The 14,993-nt window shown below is 42.7% G+C and carries 13 protein-coding genes; all 13 read right to left on the bottom strand.

Annotation, left to right across the window (positions count from 1 at the left end; translation table 11 throughout):
* Positions 1 to 18: 18 nt before the first annotated feature.
* The 13 genes from ftsA to rsmH are packed head-to-tail and all read right to left on the bottom strand — an operon-like array spanning position 19 to position 14,984.
* The gene (gene ftsA, locus P3J6_RS06810; RefSeq protein WP_008110678.1) at positions 19 to 1,251 is read right to left on the bottom strand and encodes a cell division protein FtsA; all 1,233 of its coding nucleotides are present in this window, start codon (positions 1,249 to 1,251) and stop codon (positions 19 to 21) included.
* A 13-nt stretch (positions 1,252 to 1,264) separates the two neighbouring features.
* Positions 1,265 to 2,026, bottom strand: a complete 762-nt coding sequence (locus P3J6_RS06805) for a cell division protein FtsQ/DivIB (RefSeq protein ID WP_198522533.1) — start codon at positions 2,024 to 2,026, stop codon at positions 1,265 to 1,267.
* A gap of 1 nt (position 2,027) precedes the next feature.
* Complete coding sequence (locus tag P3J6_RS06800) at positions 2,028 to 2,948, bottom strand: D-alanine--D-alanine ligase (protein WP_010390703.1); 921 nt, start codon at positions 2,946 to 2,948, stop codon at positions 2,028 to 2,030.
* Positions 2,945 to 4,354, bottom strand: a complete 1,410-nt coding sequence (gene murC / locus P3J6_RS06795; RefSeq protein WP_232735526.1) for a UDP-N-acetylmuramate--L-alanine ligase — start codon at positions 4,352 to 4,354, stop codon at positions 2,945 to 2,947. The genes P3J6_RS06800 and murC overlap by 4 nt, the downstream gene beginning before the upstream one ends.
* Before the next feature lie 42 nt (positions 4,355 to 4,396).
* Positions 4,397 to 5,473, bottom strand: a complete 1,077-nt coding sequence (murG, locus tag P3J6_RS06790) for an undecaprenyldiphospho-muramoylpentapeptide beta-N-acetylglucosaminyltransferase (RefSeq protein ID WP_010390701.1) — start codon at positions 5,471 to 5,473, stop codon at positions 4,397 to 4,399.
* The gene (gene ftsW, locus P3J6_RS06785; RefSeq protein WP_010390699.1) at positions 5,470 to 6,645 is read right to left on the bottom strand and encodes a cell division protein FtsW; all 1,176 of its coding nucleotides are present in this window, start codon (positions 6,643 to 6,645) and stop codon (positions 5,470 to 5,472) included. The genes murG and ftsW overlap by 4 nt, the downstream gene beginning before the upstream one ends.
* The gene (murD, locus tag P3J6_RS06780) at positions 6,642 to 7,976 is read right to left on the bottom strand and encodes a UDP-N-acetylmuramoyl-L-alanine--D-glutamate ligase (RefSeq protein ID WP_198522531.1); all 1,335 of its coding nucleotides are present in this window, start codon (positions 7,974 to 7,976) and stop codon (positions 6,642 to 6,644) included. The genes ftsW and murD overlap by 4 nt, the downstream gene beginning before the upstream one ends.
* A complete protein-coding gene (gene mraY / locus P3J6_RS06775) occupies positions 7,977 to 9,059 on the bottom strand; it encodes a phospho-N-acetylmuramoyl-pentapeptide-transferase (RefSeq protein WP_054202311.1) in 1,083 nt (360 codons plus the stop codon). It abuts the gene before it with no gap.
* Positions 9,059 to 10,441 carry a UDP-N-acetylmuramoyl-tripeptide--D-alanyl-D-alanine ligase gene (locus tag P3J6_RS06770; RefSeq protein ID WP_198522530.1) on the bottom strand — a complete coding sequence of 461 codons (1,383 nt, stop codon included), beginning with the start codon at positions 10,439 to 10,441 and terminating at the stop codon, positions 9,059 to 9,061. The genes mraY and P3J6_RS06770 overlap by 1 nt, the downstream gene beginning before the upstream one ends.
* On the bottom strand, positions 10,438 to 11,916 hold the full coding sequence (murE, locus tag P3J6_RS06765; protein WP_198523781.1) for a UDP-N-acetylmuramoyl-L-alanyl-D-glutamate--2,6-diaminopimelate ligase: 1,479 nt from the start codon (positions 11,914 to 11,916) through the stop codon (positions 10,438 to 10,440). Before murE ends, P3J6_RS06770 begins: the two co-directional genes overlap by 4 nt.
* The gene (locus tag P3J6_RS06760; RefSeq protein ID WP_198522529.1) at positions 11,909 to 13,726 is read right to left on the bottom strand and encodes a penicillin-binding transpeptidase domain-containing protein; all 1,818 of its coding nucleotides are present in this window, start codon (positions 13,724 to 13,726) and stop codon (positions 11,909 to 11,911) included. The genes murE and P3J6_RS06760 overlap by 8 nt, the downstream gene beginning before the upstream one ends.
* Positions 13,723 to 14,049 (bottom strand): cell division protein FtsL, encoded by a 327-nt coding sequence (ftsL, locus tag P3J6_RS06755; RefSeq protein ID WP_010390691.1) that lies wholly within the window; start codon positions 14,047 to 14,049, stop codon positions 13,723 to 13,725. The genes P3J6_RS06760 and ftsL overlap by 4 nt, the downstream gene beginning before the upstream one ends.
* Positions 14,046 to 14,984, bottom strand: coding sequence for a 16S rRNA (cytosine(1402)-N(4))-methyltransferase RsmH (rsmH, locus tag P3J6_RS06750; protein WP_010390683.1), 939 nt, complete (start codon positions 14,982 to 14,984; stop codon positions 14,046 to 14,048). The genes ftsL and rsmH overlap by 4 nt, the downstream gene beginning before the upstream one ends.
* Positions 14,985 to 14,993: the final 9 nt, after the last annotated feature.

The raw sequence follows: 14,993 nt of genomic DNA, 5'->3' as shown, positions 1-14,993 counted from the left end.
TACTCTCCGACTTGAGTACTAAAACTCGCCTTGAAACCATTTTGTGATGCGGTTCCACCAATTATTATTATCATCCGCTTTCGACTTTTGTGCATTCATCGACTGCATAGTACGCCCGTATTGTAACAAACCTACAGCGGTTGCGTATGATGGATCATCAACATAATCAGTTAAACCTACTACACCAATTGGTTTACCTATTCTTACTGGCATCTGAAAAATATCTTCAGCCACTTCCATTGCGCCAGTCATTTTAGCAGTTCCGCCAGTAATGACGAGACCTGCTGCAATTTGGTCTTCTAATCCCGAGCGACGAATTTCTTCCATCGCCAGTTCAAATAATTCTCTAAAACGTGGCTCAACCACTTCAGACAACGTATGCCTAGACATCAGTCTTGCTGGTCGCCCACCTACGCTTGGCACTTCAATCGTGTCTTCGCTGCTCGCCATTTGGCTACTTGCACAGGCATATTGTACTTTGAGTGACTCTGCATGTGATATAGGTGTGCGAAATATTTTTGCAATATCACCGGTTACTTGGTTGCCCGCCACCGGAATAACCGCAGAATGACGCAGTGCACCATTAATATAAATAGTGATATCCATAGTACCACCACCGATATCTAGCACCGCGACACCTAGCTCTTTTTCATCGTCCGTCAGTACGGAGTAACAAGAGGCAAGCGCAGTGAATATAAGTTGGTCAACTTCAAGCCCACAACGTTCAACACATTTTTCTATATTTTTAGCCATGTCGTTGGAGCAGGTAATAATGTGCGCGCGTGCTTCCATACGCACACCACTCATGCCGAGTGGGTTTTTAATCCCCTCTTGCATATCAATGCTGTACTCTTGTGGCAAGGCATGCAACATTTTGCGTTCAGCTGAAATTGGTACTGAGCGAGCAATATGGATTACATTTTCAATGTCTTCATCGGTTACTTCAGTGTTATTAATAGCGACAACACCGCTTTCGTTCTGACATTGAATATGTTTGCCAGAAATACCCAAATAAACCGAGCTAATACGACAATCAGCCATCAATTCAGCTTCATCAATTGCGCGGCGAATAGACTCAGACACTAAATTTAAATCATTAACGCCGCCTTTATCCATTCCATAAGATACTTGGCTCCCCACGCCAACAATGCTGAGCTTGTTATCTGTGGTGATTTCACCGACCGTGGCCACTACTTTCGAAGTGCCTACGTCTAATCCAATCACTAGGTTTCTTTCTGCTGACTTAGTCATGCCTTACTCTTTATTATAATTGCTGTTCTTGCATTGGCTTATAGCTCACTGCAAGGCCGGTATCGTAGCGTAAATCAATTGCATCTATCTGTGCATCAGCACGTTGTTCTATGCGTGAATAAACGTCTATAAAACGCTGTACACGCTTGGCTTTATCCTTGCGCCCTAAATTTAAACGCACGCCATTATCTAACCAAAGTTGCCACGAAAACCGCTCAGATAGCGCAAGGCTAGTGAGCGTTAGTGCATTTACTTTAAGCATTTCATCAAACTGTTTAAACGCTACCCATGCTTCTTTTTCACTGCCTTCTGGCCCATATAACTGGGGTAATGTGGCACTTAACTTATCACTTTTAGCCTCAAACGCATCGCCGCTTTGGTTAATCAATAAATCACTGTTCCAGTGAGCGACTGCTTGATGCTCTACCACGTAAACTTGGATAGTATCAGGCCATTGCTTTCTTACCGATACCGTTGCAACCCAAGGTAGTTCTTGCACTAAATGCTGAACATGCTTTACGTTTAACTCAAAAAAGCTACTTAAATCCGCTTTTTTTATCGCGGTAGTTATTGCTTTTTCATCAGTGTATTTGGGACCCCCCAACACCGTTAGATGCTTAATTTGCGCATCTTTATTTGCAACTAACCAATGGGAAACCCCATTGGTTATTTCAATTAACCCAATCACCACAGCCAGAAAAAAGCTCACTCCAAAAATCAGCGACCAGTTAAGTTGCTGTTTTAGTTGCTGCGCTTTCTCTAAAAAGGGATGCATATTAAAGGGTTTGCTCCAAAATGCGAACAACTAATTGCTCAAAACTTGCCCCATTGGCTTTTGCAGCCATTGGCACCAATGATTTTTCTGTCATGCCTGGCACTGTATTTACTTCCAACAAGTAAAATTGGCCTTGCTGATCTTGCATTGCATCGACGCGACCCCAGCCACTTGCACCCACCAAATCAAACGCATCTAGTGCCATTGCTTGTAGTTTTTGGGTATCCGGTTGTGATAAATCAGCAGGACAATGATATTGTGTCGTACTTGACTGATATTTAGCTTGGTAGTCATAAAAACCATTTGGCGTGCTCATTTCAATCACAGGTTGTACTTCATCACCAAGCACCGTAATTGTAAATTCGCGCCCCGAGATCCACTGCTCTACCAATACTTGGCTGTCGAACTTAAATGCATTGCTGAGCGCATCTTCAAGCTCTTCTGCAGAGCTTGCTTGTGCCATACCAATACTTGAGCCTTCGTGCGATGGTTTTACCATCACTTTTTTAAATTCATCGATAATTGCTTTAGCATCAAAGCCTTTTTTAGCATCAACTACCGCATAAGGTGCTGTGCTTAAGCCTGCCGATTTAAACAAGTGCTTACAACGAATTTTATCCATTGCTAATGCTGAACCCAGTACATTACTGCCGGTGTAAGGCAAGTTCATAAACTCTAAAGCACCTTGTACTGTGCCATCTTCACCACCTCGACCATGCAGCGCAATAAAAACGCGATCAACATTTAAGTCTTTTAATTCCCACAAAGAACGATTTTGAGGGTCAAACGCAATCGCATCAATGCCACAGGCAAGAAGTGCATTAAGGACTGCTTGACCAGATTTTAATGACACGTCGCGCTCTGCTGAGTTTCCACCTAGCAGCACCGCTACTTTACCAAACTGGGAACTTACCTGTGTCATACTTCACCTTGCTTTAATTTTTCTATCGACATATTTGTTGCTGCTAAGTTTTTAACTAACTGACCTATGTTACCTGCACCTTGCGTAAGTACTAAATCATTATTTTGCAGGCAGTTAGCAAGTACACCTGCAAGCTCTGAGCTTGAAGCCACATGCAATGGCTCTTTGCCACGCTGGCGTAAACTACGGCATAAACTCTTACTATCAGCGCCCACAATCGGCTCTTCGCCTGCACTGTAAACATCAAGCAATAGCAACTGATCAACCTCGGCGAGTACTTTCACAAAATCTTCGTATAAATCGCGAGTACGGGTATAGCGATGCGGCTGATAAACCATCACTAAACGCTTATCAGGCCAGCCTTCTCGCGCTGCGGTGATGGTAGCTGCCACTTCTGATGGGTGATGACCATAGTCATCTACTAACATCACAGTACCGCATTCGTTTTCAAATTCACCATAATGCTGAAAACGACGGCCAATGCCTTCAAAAGTATCTAATGCCGCTAAAATTGCATGATTAGCTATGTTTTGATCTTTTGCCACCGCAATCGCTGCGGTTGCATTTAGGGCATTGTGTTTACCTGGCATATTTAACTTAGCGGTTAAACTCTCGCCTTGTTTATTAGTAACAGTAAATTGGCATGTATTGGCTGTTTGGCTAAATTCACTCATTCGATAGTCAGCATCTTGCGATTCACCATAAGTGATCACCGGACGACCAAAGCGAGGTATTAATTCTGCGGCAACGTCTGAATCTATACACACTACAGCTAGCCCGTAAAACGGCAGGTTATGAATGAATTCAACATAAGTATCTTTCATTTTTTCTAAGCTGCCGCCGTAAGTTTCCATGTGATCTTCTTCAATATTAGTAATCACCGATACCATAGGTTGTAAATGCAAAAATGAAGCATCGCTTTCATCCGCTTCAGCGATTAAAAAGTCGCTTTTGCCTACTTTAGCATTGCTGCCAGCACTATTTAATAAACCGCCAATAATAAAGGTTGGATCGAGCCCTGCTTGTGCATAAATACTGGCAATTAAACTGGTTGTTGTGGTTTTGCCATGGGTACCGGCAATAGCAATACCATGACGAAAACGCATCAGCTCAGCTAACATTTCTGCACGGCGAACCACCGGAATACGCGCAGCTTGCGCGGCTTGAATTTCAGGGTTTGTTTTATCAATTGCACTTGAAACCACCACCACATTAGCGTCTTTTACATTATTTTCATGATGGCCAATAAATACTTCAGCGCCCGCTTGAATTAAACGCTCGGTCATGGCGCTATGCGCTATATCTGAGCCGGTAATACGGTAACCTTCAAAAGCCAATACTTCTGCAATACCGCCCATACCTGCACCACCTATTCCTACAAAGTGAATAGTTTCAATGCGGCGCATCGCAGGGCGTGTATATTTTTCTTTTGCTAATGTCTGTTTCACTTATATTCTCTTATTTGTTACTTGCTCACAGTGCATAGCGACGCTGGCTGTGGCATCTAAAATAGCCTGCTGCTTTGCTTTAGCAGCCATTTTAGTTATTAATAAAGGTTCGGCTAAATAGGGACTTAAAAGTTCAACAATGCTGCGCTGATTAAATTGCCCCTGTGGCATTAATAATGCCCCTTCTGCCATTACTAAATACTGTGCATTTGCTGTTTGGTGATCATCAACCGCATGTGGAAACGGTACAAATACCGCCATTTTACCTGCTGCAGCAATTTCACTAACCGTTAGCGCTCCGGCGCGACAAATCACAATATCGGCCCAGCTATAAGCGGTATCCATATCATCAATAAATTCAGCAACAGTTACTTGTTCATCGCCCATTTGTTGCTGCTGGTAACTTTCGCTCACACTAGCAAAATGGCCTTTACCAGTTTGGTGCCAAACATTAATGGCACAGGTATCATTTAAGCGCTTAAATGCTTCAGGCAGTGTTTGGTTAAGTACTTGCGCACCTAGTGAGCCACCCACTACAAGCATATTAATTGGACTTGATATTTCCCGCTTAGGTATATCAACTACACTCTGACGCACAGGGTTACCCACCAGCTCAGCTTTACCACTGGCAAAAGCACTTGGAAATGCAGCTAATACGCGATTCGCAAATTTCGCTAGCCATTTATTGCTCATACCAGCTACGGCGTTTTGCTCATGAATTACCAAAGGGATACCGAGACTTTTTGCCGCAATACCCGTAGGGCCTGTCACGTAGCCGCCCATAGCTAAAACAACGTCAGGGCGTTGTTGTTTTAATACTTTACGCGCCTGCAATATTGCATTAATAACCATGAATGGCGCTTTAATGAGGCGTTTTAAACCATTACCTCGCACGCCTTTTACATCAATAAAATCAATTTCTATGTTGTGCTTGGGCACGACACTGGCTTCCATTCTATCAGGAGTGCCTATCCAGCTAACTTGCCAACCTTGTTGTTTGAGATAATCAGCAACCGCAATCCCCGGGAAAATATGTCCACCTGTGCCCCCTGCTACAACGACTATTTTTTTACTCATCGTTTAGCTCCCCCCGACGTGGCCTGTTTAGTTGCCATCTTCGTTTCAAAATCTACCCGTAATAAAATACCAGTGGCTATGGTCATCATTAATAAACTTGAGCCACCATAGGAAATAAACGGTAGGGTTAGTCCTTTGGTTGGTAATATACCGGCACTGGCGCCTACATTAACCATAGTTTGAAATGCAAACCAAATACCGATAGCTAAAGCTAAATAGCCTTCATATTCTTTACCGTTTTTAAGCGCATTTTGGCCAATTAGTAGCGCTCTAAATACTAATGTTCCTAATACCATTAAAATACTCAATACGCCCATAAAACCGAGTTCTTCAGCAATCACGGCAAAAATAAAATCGGTGTGTGCTTCCGGTAAATATTGTAATTTTTGTACGCTATTACCTAAGCCTTGGCCAAACCAATCACCTTGGCTATAAGCCATCAGTGATTGCACTAATTGATAACCTTTACCAAAAGGGTCGTCCCAAGGCTCTAAAAAACCCACCACACGCGCCATACGATAGGGCTCAAACACAATCAACCCAACCACCAACGCAATACCGGTTAAAATAAGTGCAAAAAATTGCCAAAGCTTGGCACCGGCTAAAAACAATAAACCAACCGTAGTAACAAACATCACCACCACGGTTCCTAAATCTGGCTGCATTAAAATAAGCGCTGCATAAACGGCAAATACCGCAATAGGTTTTGCAAAGCCTTTAATGTTTTCTTGTACTTCACTGCGCTTACGCACTAAATAGCCAGCGATATAACTAAAAAAGAATAACTTAGCGAGCTCGGAGGCTTGAATATTAAACGGTCCTATAGGTATCCAACGGGTAGAACCATTCACTTCTCGCCCCACAATTAGCACCACCAATAACAACACTAAGCCGATTAGTAATAAGTAGGGGTTAGCTTTTTTCCACCACGACATAGGTACTTGAGTACTTATGCAAAATAAACAAAACGAGAGCCCTAAAAAAATACCGTGGCGGATAGTAAAATGATAAATGTTGCCAAACAGCCTATCGGCCGTCGGCATTGAAGCACTGGTTACCATCACAAAGCCCACCCCTATTAGCATTAGCATGCAATAAAGGAGCGGCACATCATAAAGCTGCGCCGAAGGTTTAGGAGTAAATGCCTCTTTAATATCCGCAAAAGCTATCATGGCAGCTCCTGCAATACACAATGCACAAAATCATCGCCGCGCTGCATATAGTTGTTGTACATATCTATACTGGCGCAGGCTGGGGCTAATAAAACCGTATCGCCTGACGTACTTAATTGTTTAGCAAGCGCCACAGCTTCAGACATGTTAGTGGTTAAATGACCTTTAGCAGTTAGTGCCACTAACTCTTTTGCATCTTTACCAAAGCAAATGAGGGCTTTAACGTGTTGCTCAACATAAGGTTTAAGTGCCTCTAAATCCGCGCCTTTGGCATCACCACCAGCAATAACCACTAAGTTTTGTTGCTTACCCGCTAAACTATCAATGGCCGCTATTGTTGCGCCTACATTAGTGGCTTTAGAGTCATTGAAATACTTAACGCTATTAAGCTCACCCACAAACTGACAACGATGTGCCAATCCATTAAATTGAGATAATGCAGTTTTATAATGCGCTTTAGTTATTTCAAACGGACTGAGTAACGCCATTACTGCCAATGTGTTTAAATAGTTATGCTTACCAACAACAGCTAAGGTACTTACTGGTAAATAAGCTTCGCCCTTTACCATAAAGTACGCTTCGTTATTATGCTGTGCTAAGTGGTAATCGCCTTGTGCTTCTCCAAAGCTAACTTGTGATGCTAACGTGCGACTCATTGGGTGTGTTTGTCTATCGTCAGCATTAATAACTAAAAGTTCAGCGCCGTTATAAATACTTAATTTTGAATCTATATAAGCTTGATAATTATCATAGCGATCGAGATGATCTTCTGAAATATTAAGCACAGTTGCACTGCTGGCTTTTAAGCTGTCAGTGGTATCAAGCTGAAAACTCGACAGCTCCAATACAAACACATCAAAATCACCGTCAAGTAAATCCAGTACAGCTGTGCCAATATTGCCGCCCAGTGCTACTTTATAACCTGCGGTTTTTAATACTTCGTAAGCAAGGGTTACTACCGTTGATTTACCGTTTGAACCTGTTACCGCAACAACTGGTTTAGTGTTAATGCGGGCAAATAACTCAACATCACCAATTATTTCTACACCTGCATTCATTGCCTGTGCAACCGCAGAGGTTTTTAAACTTAGTCCAGGACTAATAATGATCATATCGCAAGCACTGAGCGCCGCGTTATTTAAATCACCAAAGTGAGTATTTAGATTAGCGGCATGTTGCTTGAGCCAATCAACACCGGGAGGATTTTCTCGGCTATCGACTACATTGGGCTGTATTCCTTGAGATAATAAAAAGCGCACAATGCCCAGACCGGTTACACCGAGCCCGAGCACTGTTATTTGTTTATTTTTTATCTCGTTTAAATACTGCATTTATCGGATCTTTAATGTCGCAAGGCCAGCGAGCACCAGCACAATAGAAATTATCCAAAAGCGCACAATAACGCGTGGCTCTGGCCATCCTTTAAGTTCGTAGTGATGGTGAATCGGCGCCATTTTAAAAATACGTTGGCCGCGTAATTTATAAGAGCCAACTTGTAAAATTACCGACAGCGCTTCCATTACAAACACGCCCCCCATAATAATAAGTAATAACTCTTGGCGAACCAGCACAGCAATAATACCTAATGCACCACCTAGAGCTAACGAGCCTACATCGCCCATAAACACTTGTGCTGGGTAGGTGTTAAACCATAAAAAGCCTAACCCTGCACCCACAATAGCGGTACACACCACTACCAATTCACTGGCAAGTGGCAAATGCGGAATATGTAAATAAGCTGAAAAGTTAATATTACCGGTTAAATAAGCAATAATAGCCAGCGCTGCAGCCACTAAAATTGTTGGCACAATAGCTAAGCCATCTAGTCCGTCGGTTAAGTTTACCGCGTTTGAGGTGCCCACTAATGCAAAATACGTGATTACGATATAAAACAGCCCTAGCTGTGGAAGTACATCTTTAAAAAATGGCACAACAAGAGATGTTTCTGTCGCTTGGGTACTGGTCATATAAAGTGCAGTAGCTACAACCAATGCAATAACTGATTGCCAAAAATACTTCCACTTAGCAATCAGTCCTTTGGGGTCTTTACGGATCACCTTACGGTAATCGTCAATAAAGCCAACAATCCCTAATGAGCCAATCACAAACAATGTGGCCCATACGTATTTATTAGACAAATCAGCCCACAATAGAGTGCTGGTGAATATTGCCGCTAAAATAAGTAAGCCACCCATGGTCGGTGTACCCGATTTAGATAAATGCGATTGCGGACCATCATCACGTACTGTTTGTCCAATTTGCATGCGCTGTAAACCACGAATTAACTTTGGCCCCAAATAAAGCGACATAATTAACGCGGTCAAAATACCTAAAATGGCACGTAGAGTTAAATACGAAAAAACATTAAAGCCACTATAATATTGAGTTAAATACTCAGCCAGCCAAACTAACATTATGATACTCCATTGATGGCTTGTTGGTGGCCATTAACTAAATCGGTTACTAAAAGCTCCATGCGAGAACTGCGTGATCCTTTCACGACAAGGGTAATTTTTTTATCTACTTTGCTAATACTGTTTTGAATTTGCTGCAGCATTTGCTCACGATTTGAAAAGTGACGATTAGGCAGCTCAAATACATCACTTGCTGACTTACTTAATACACCGAGTGTAAATAGCTCATCAATGCCTTGCGCTAATGCATATTCGCCCACTTCTTGATGATACTTACGAGCATCTTCACCAAGCTCCCCCATATCACCGAGAGCCAAAATACGATGACCTTGAATATCGCTAAGTAAATCAATCGCCGCTTTTACCGATTTAACGTTGGCATTATAAGTATCATCAATAATGGTGAGTGAATCACTAGCTTCAATCAGGTTAACCCGCCCTTTAACTTCACCCATGGTCGCTAGGGCGCTGGCAATTTCATCAAGTGACACGTCAAACTCACTGGTTAATGCCGCAGCAATAAGCGCGTTGCTAATATTATGCTTGCCTGGCAATGCTAACGTAACCGGAACTCTGTGTTGTTTGGTACATAACATAAAGCTTGCTCGAGCTTGTGCATCTAGGCTGATGTCCTCAGCCCAAATATCCAGTTTTTCACTGCTAGAAAAACATTTAACCTTTCGCGCTGCTAATTTATCAAGCCAATACTGACTAAACTCGCTATCGCAATTAACAATGGCAATGCCATCGTCTTTTAAACCATCGTAAATTTCGCCTTTGGCTTGTGCTACCCCTTGCAGGCTACCAAAACCTTCTAAATGTGCCGCGGCAACATTACATACTACCGCAACATCTGGTTTGGTCATGGCGGTAGTGTAGGCAATTTCACCAATATGGTTTGCACCGAGTTCAATAACCGCATAACGATGCTGTGGCTCTAATCTCAATAAGGTAAGAGGCACGCCAATATCATTATTAAAGTTGCCTTTAGTCGCTAAAACATCCCCTTTACTTGATAAAATAGCAGCACACATTTCTTTTACTGTGGTTTTACCTACACTGCCAGTAATAGCGATAGTTTTAGGTGCAACTTGCGCCATAACCGCTGTACCAATTGTGCCTAATGCAATACGGGTATCGGCAACTACAAATTGAGCAATGTCGGTATCAACAGCGTGATCGACAATGACTCCAATAGCACCTTTTTGTTTTGCTTGCTCAATAAACTTATGACCATCAAAGTTAGGGCCTTTAAGTGCCAAAAACACTTCACCATCACATAAAGTACGGGTATCGGTGTTTATATTTATTACTTGACGATTATCACCTTGATAATCGGTTGCTAGCACATTAGCTAGCCAATCAAAATCCATTGGGATCATGCTTGAGACCCTCTTACTGCTTGTTTTAATTGTTGTTGTACAAATTGGCGGTCGCAAAAATCAATGCGTTTGTTACCTATAATTTGATAATCTTCATGCCCTTTACCGGCAATTAAAATAACCTCACCGGCTTTTGCGTTATCTATAGCAAATTGTATCGCAGCACCCCGGTCGGCCTCTAAATGGGCGTTTTGTGGGTGTGTTAATCCTGCAGCTACATCATTAATAATTTCATTGGGATCTTCTGAGCGCGGGTTGTCACTGGTAATGATCACTTTGTCTGCAAACTGCTCAGCGGCTTGTGCCATTAGTACACGTTTACCTTTATCTCTATCACCACCACAACCAAACACACAACTCACTCCACCTGGTACATGTTGTTGCAGCGCTTGTAACGCTAGTGCGAGTGCATCAGGCGTATGTGCATAATCAACTACGCAAGTAGGCATATTTGGCGCTGTAAATGCTTGCATTCTGCCTGCTACAGGTTGCAAATACTCACACCCTGCCACTAATTGCGTTAATGGGTAACCTAGCGCTAATAATGTGGCTAAAGCAGCGGTTAAATTGTATAGATTAAATTCACCATATAACGGTGATTTTATGGCAATATCACCCCAACTTGTAGTTAATTGCGCCGAAATACCGGTTGCCGAATAGCTAACATCAGAAAAATACACAAACTGAGCGTTTTTAGGGGCTAAGTTTTTACGGCCATAACAAATTAGTTTATTAAAGCTATATTTTTCAATCCATTGCTCTGCTTGTCCGTCATCTTGGTTAAGAATGACATTGGCAGCATCAAAATCACGAAACAGCATCAACTTGGCATCACCGTAACTATCCATGTCACCATGATAATCTAGATGATCACGAGATAGGTTAGTAAATACCGCCGCTTTGAAATGGCACTGATCAACACGGTGCTGCACTAGACCATGCGATGATACTTCCATTGCTACTAAACGATGTTGCTGCTCTTTTAAGTCACTTAAAATATGCTGTAAATCCACACTTGAGGGCGTAGTATTTTGCAGCGGTGTTAACTTATCTGGATGGCCATAACCGAGCGTGCCTATAATTGCGGCTTGGGTACGACAAAACTGTGCTAAATGAGCAATCATTGCTGTCGTAGTCGACTTACCATTAGTACCTGTTACACCAATTAAGTCTAATTCTAGGCTCGGTTGCTGGTAAAATTTACTCGCTAAAACAGGCAATTTTTTATTTAATTCTGAGACTAAATAAAGCGGCTCAAAATCACTTTCAAACTCACACAGTCTGTCGGCAATAATTGCACTGGCACCATTCTCAATTGCTTTATCAATAAACTGTCCGCCATCAAGCTGATGACCTTTTATTGCCACAAACACATCACCAGGTTTTACATCGCGGCTGTCTAAACGCAACTCGTTTACCATTAAACGTGCTGCATCTATTTCTAAATATTTTAAAATTGTGTGTAAATCACGCACCATCATCTTTGCCCTTCACGTATGCCACCGAGTCTTTATCTGGGGCAACGTTTAAAATTCTTAATGAATTAGAGATTATTTCTGCAAACGCCGGACCTGCCGTTGCGCCACCGTAATAAACATCTCCACCGGGCTCGTTGATTAATACCACAACGGCTAATCGCGGATTACTCGCAGGGGCAATGCCCGCAAAATAACCCACATATTCGTCACCATAACCACCTGCAGCGGCCTTTTTAGAAGTACCTGTTTTACCAGCTGCACGGTAGCCATCAACTTTAATACGACGTGCAGTACCACCTTCTTCAAATACGCTTTCCATCATATGAACTACAGCTTCAACATCTCGTTGCTGAAAAACACGTTCACCTTCAGGTATAGAGTCTTGCTTTAGTACAGTGAGTGGGCGGTTTACCCCACCCGCGCCTAACATGGCGTAAAAACGAGCCATTTGCGCGGTACTCACGGCAATATTGTAACCAAACGAAAGTGCGGCAATTTCGTGATCTGACCAACGACGGTTTGGGTAAAATAAACCACTACTTTCCCCGACCATGCCGGTACCACTATCACTGCCAAAACCCACCTTTTGGTAAAGACCAACAAAATAGTCTTTGGGTACGGTTTGGCTTATTTTTGTTACGCCCATATTACTGGAGTATTTTAAAATTTCGCGCAGCGTCATTTCACCATGATTACGGGTATCTTGTACTAAGCTGCCCCCTAAACGCATCCAGCCTGGGTAGGTATCAACTTTGTCATCCGGTTGGATTGTGCCGTAGTCTAATCCAGCTAAAATGGCTAGAGGCTTAACAGTTGAGCCGGGTTCAAACAAATCGGTAATTGCACGGTTACGACGCTTATGAGGAGCCGCACCGCTTAAATTGTTAGGATTAAATGAAGGACTATTTACCATAGCCAAAACTTCACCAGTTTTAACATCAACCACCATGGCTGAGCCTGAAGTGGCCTTGTAAGTTAATACCGCTGATTTAACCGCTTTGTAGGCAATCGCCTGAATACGCTGATCAATACTCAGTTGAATACTCTCAGGCTCCACTCGCTCGCGCTCATCAAGCACTTCAACTTCACGTCCTTGGGCATCTTTTCGAATCGTACGTCGGCCTTCTTCACCTGTGAGTGCATTTTCGTAAAGCTTTTCTATGCCTTCAATGCCTTTGCCATCGATATTAGTAAAACCAATGATATGCGCACTGACCTCACCGGCAGGGTAATAGCGTTTTGATTCATCTAAAAGATGAATACCCGGCAGGCGTAAATCGCCAATGTAATTAGCAACAGCCGGAGTAACTTGGCGTTTTAAGTAAACAAAGCGACGAGTAGGATCATCAAGTAGTCGGGTATTAATTTTGCTCGGATCAATACGCAGTACATCGGCTAGTTCACGCCAGCGCAAATCGTTTTTATAATACAGGGCGGTACGCTTGTTTAGCTCAGCGACATTTTCACGCAGAGTTTGCTGATCTTCACCATTTTTGCGGGCTTGTCTGAGTACTTTGCTCACTAGTGATTTATGCAAAGCTTTAGGATCGGCATACACACTGACTACAGGCACACTAACAGCTAACTCTTTACCGTTACGATCGAAGATCATACCGCGTTGCACATGCAATTTTTCAACACGTACTGTACGCTTGTCACTTTCGGAGCGAGCCTTATCGGGTTCAATTACTTGCAAATATGCGGCGCGCGATACCAAAGTCACAAACACTAAAAAAATCACCGCGCACACTAAAATAAAGCGCCATGCGATTAGGTTGTTGACTGGTTTTTTGCCTCGCGTTCTCATTGTAATATAATTACCTGCTCATCTTGGCTGGTTGGCCGCTTCATTTCTAATTGTGACGTTGCCACTTCTTCAATGCGTGCATGTTGTGAATAAAATTCTTCTTCCACTAAAAAATAACGCCACTCTAAATCCAATTCATCACGCTCTTGCAGTAACGAATCTTGCTCAATTAATTGCGCACGAGATAAATGAGTTACCTGCACCACGCTCAAACTTGACGCGAATATCACAACCAACAAGGCCAAGGTGATCTTGTTCGCACCTAGGCCTTTAATTATTTCAATAAATAGATTGGGTTGGCGATAACTCGCTTTTTTACTCATCCCAACCTCTGTGCAATCCTTAGTACTGAGCTACGAGAGCGTGGATTGCGAGCCACTTCATCAGCACTTGGTTTAATAGCTTTACCCACTGCTTTTAACGTCAGGTTTTTATTTATTTGTGCGTCGGTTAAAGGCAGACCTCTGGGTATCGCTTCTCCCTTACTCTGTTTTTTAATAAATTGTTTTACAATGCGATCTTCTAAAGAGTGAAAAGAAATAACAACTAAGCGACCACCCGGCTTAAGAACTTTAATCGCCGCTTGTAGTGCGGTTTGAATTTCCTCTAACTCGCTATTGATATAAATACGAATTGCCTGAAACGTGCGCGTTGCAGGATGTTTAAACTTATCTTTAACAGGTACTGCTTCATCAACTAAATCTGCGAGCTGTTTAGTGGTAGTGATTGGCGTATGTTCTCGCACTTCCAATATCTTGTGCGCAATGCGCTTACCAAACTTTTCTTCACCTAGCTTTTTGATCACATGGGTAATGTCATCTAGTTCCGCTTCAGCTAACCACTGCGCAGCGCTACGGCCTGTGCTTGGATCCATTCGCATATCAAGCGGGCCGTCTTTCATAAAACTAAAGCCACGAGCAGCATCATCTAACTGCGGTGACGACACACCAATATCAAGTAAAATGCCATCAACTTTACCAATTAGATCGTTTTGCTCAGCAACTTCGTATAACTTTGAGAACCGTGAGTGAGCAATCGAAAAACGTGAATCATCGGCAAACTTTTCTGCTGACTTTATAGCTTGTGGATCTTGATCAATAGCCTGCAAGCGACCAGCGTCGCCCAAGCGCGCTAATATTTGCCCTGAATGCCCGCCACGTCCAAAGGTGCCATCCATGTAAATGCCGTCTGGCTTAATTGCAAGTGCATCTATGGTTTCGTCCATTAATACGGATACGTGTTCAAATTGCGCTGTCATTAGCTATTT

It is taken from the genome of Pseudoalteromonas sp. 3J6 (assembly GCF_903995135.1).
Lineage (GTDB): Bacteria > Pseudomonadota > Gammaproteobacteria > Enterobacterales > Alteromonadaceae > Pseudoalteromonas.
This window is presented reverse-complemented; position numbering and strand designations above follow the sequence as displayed.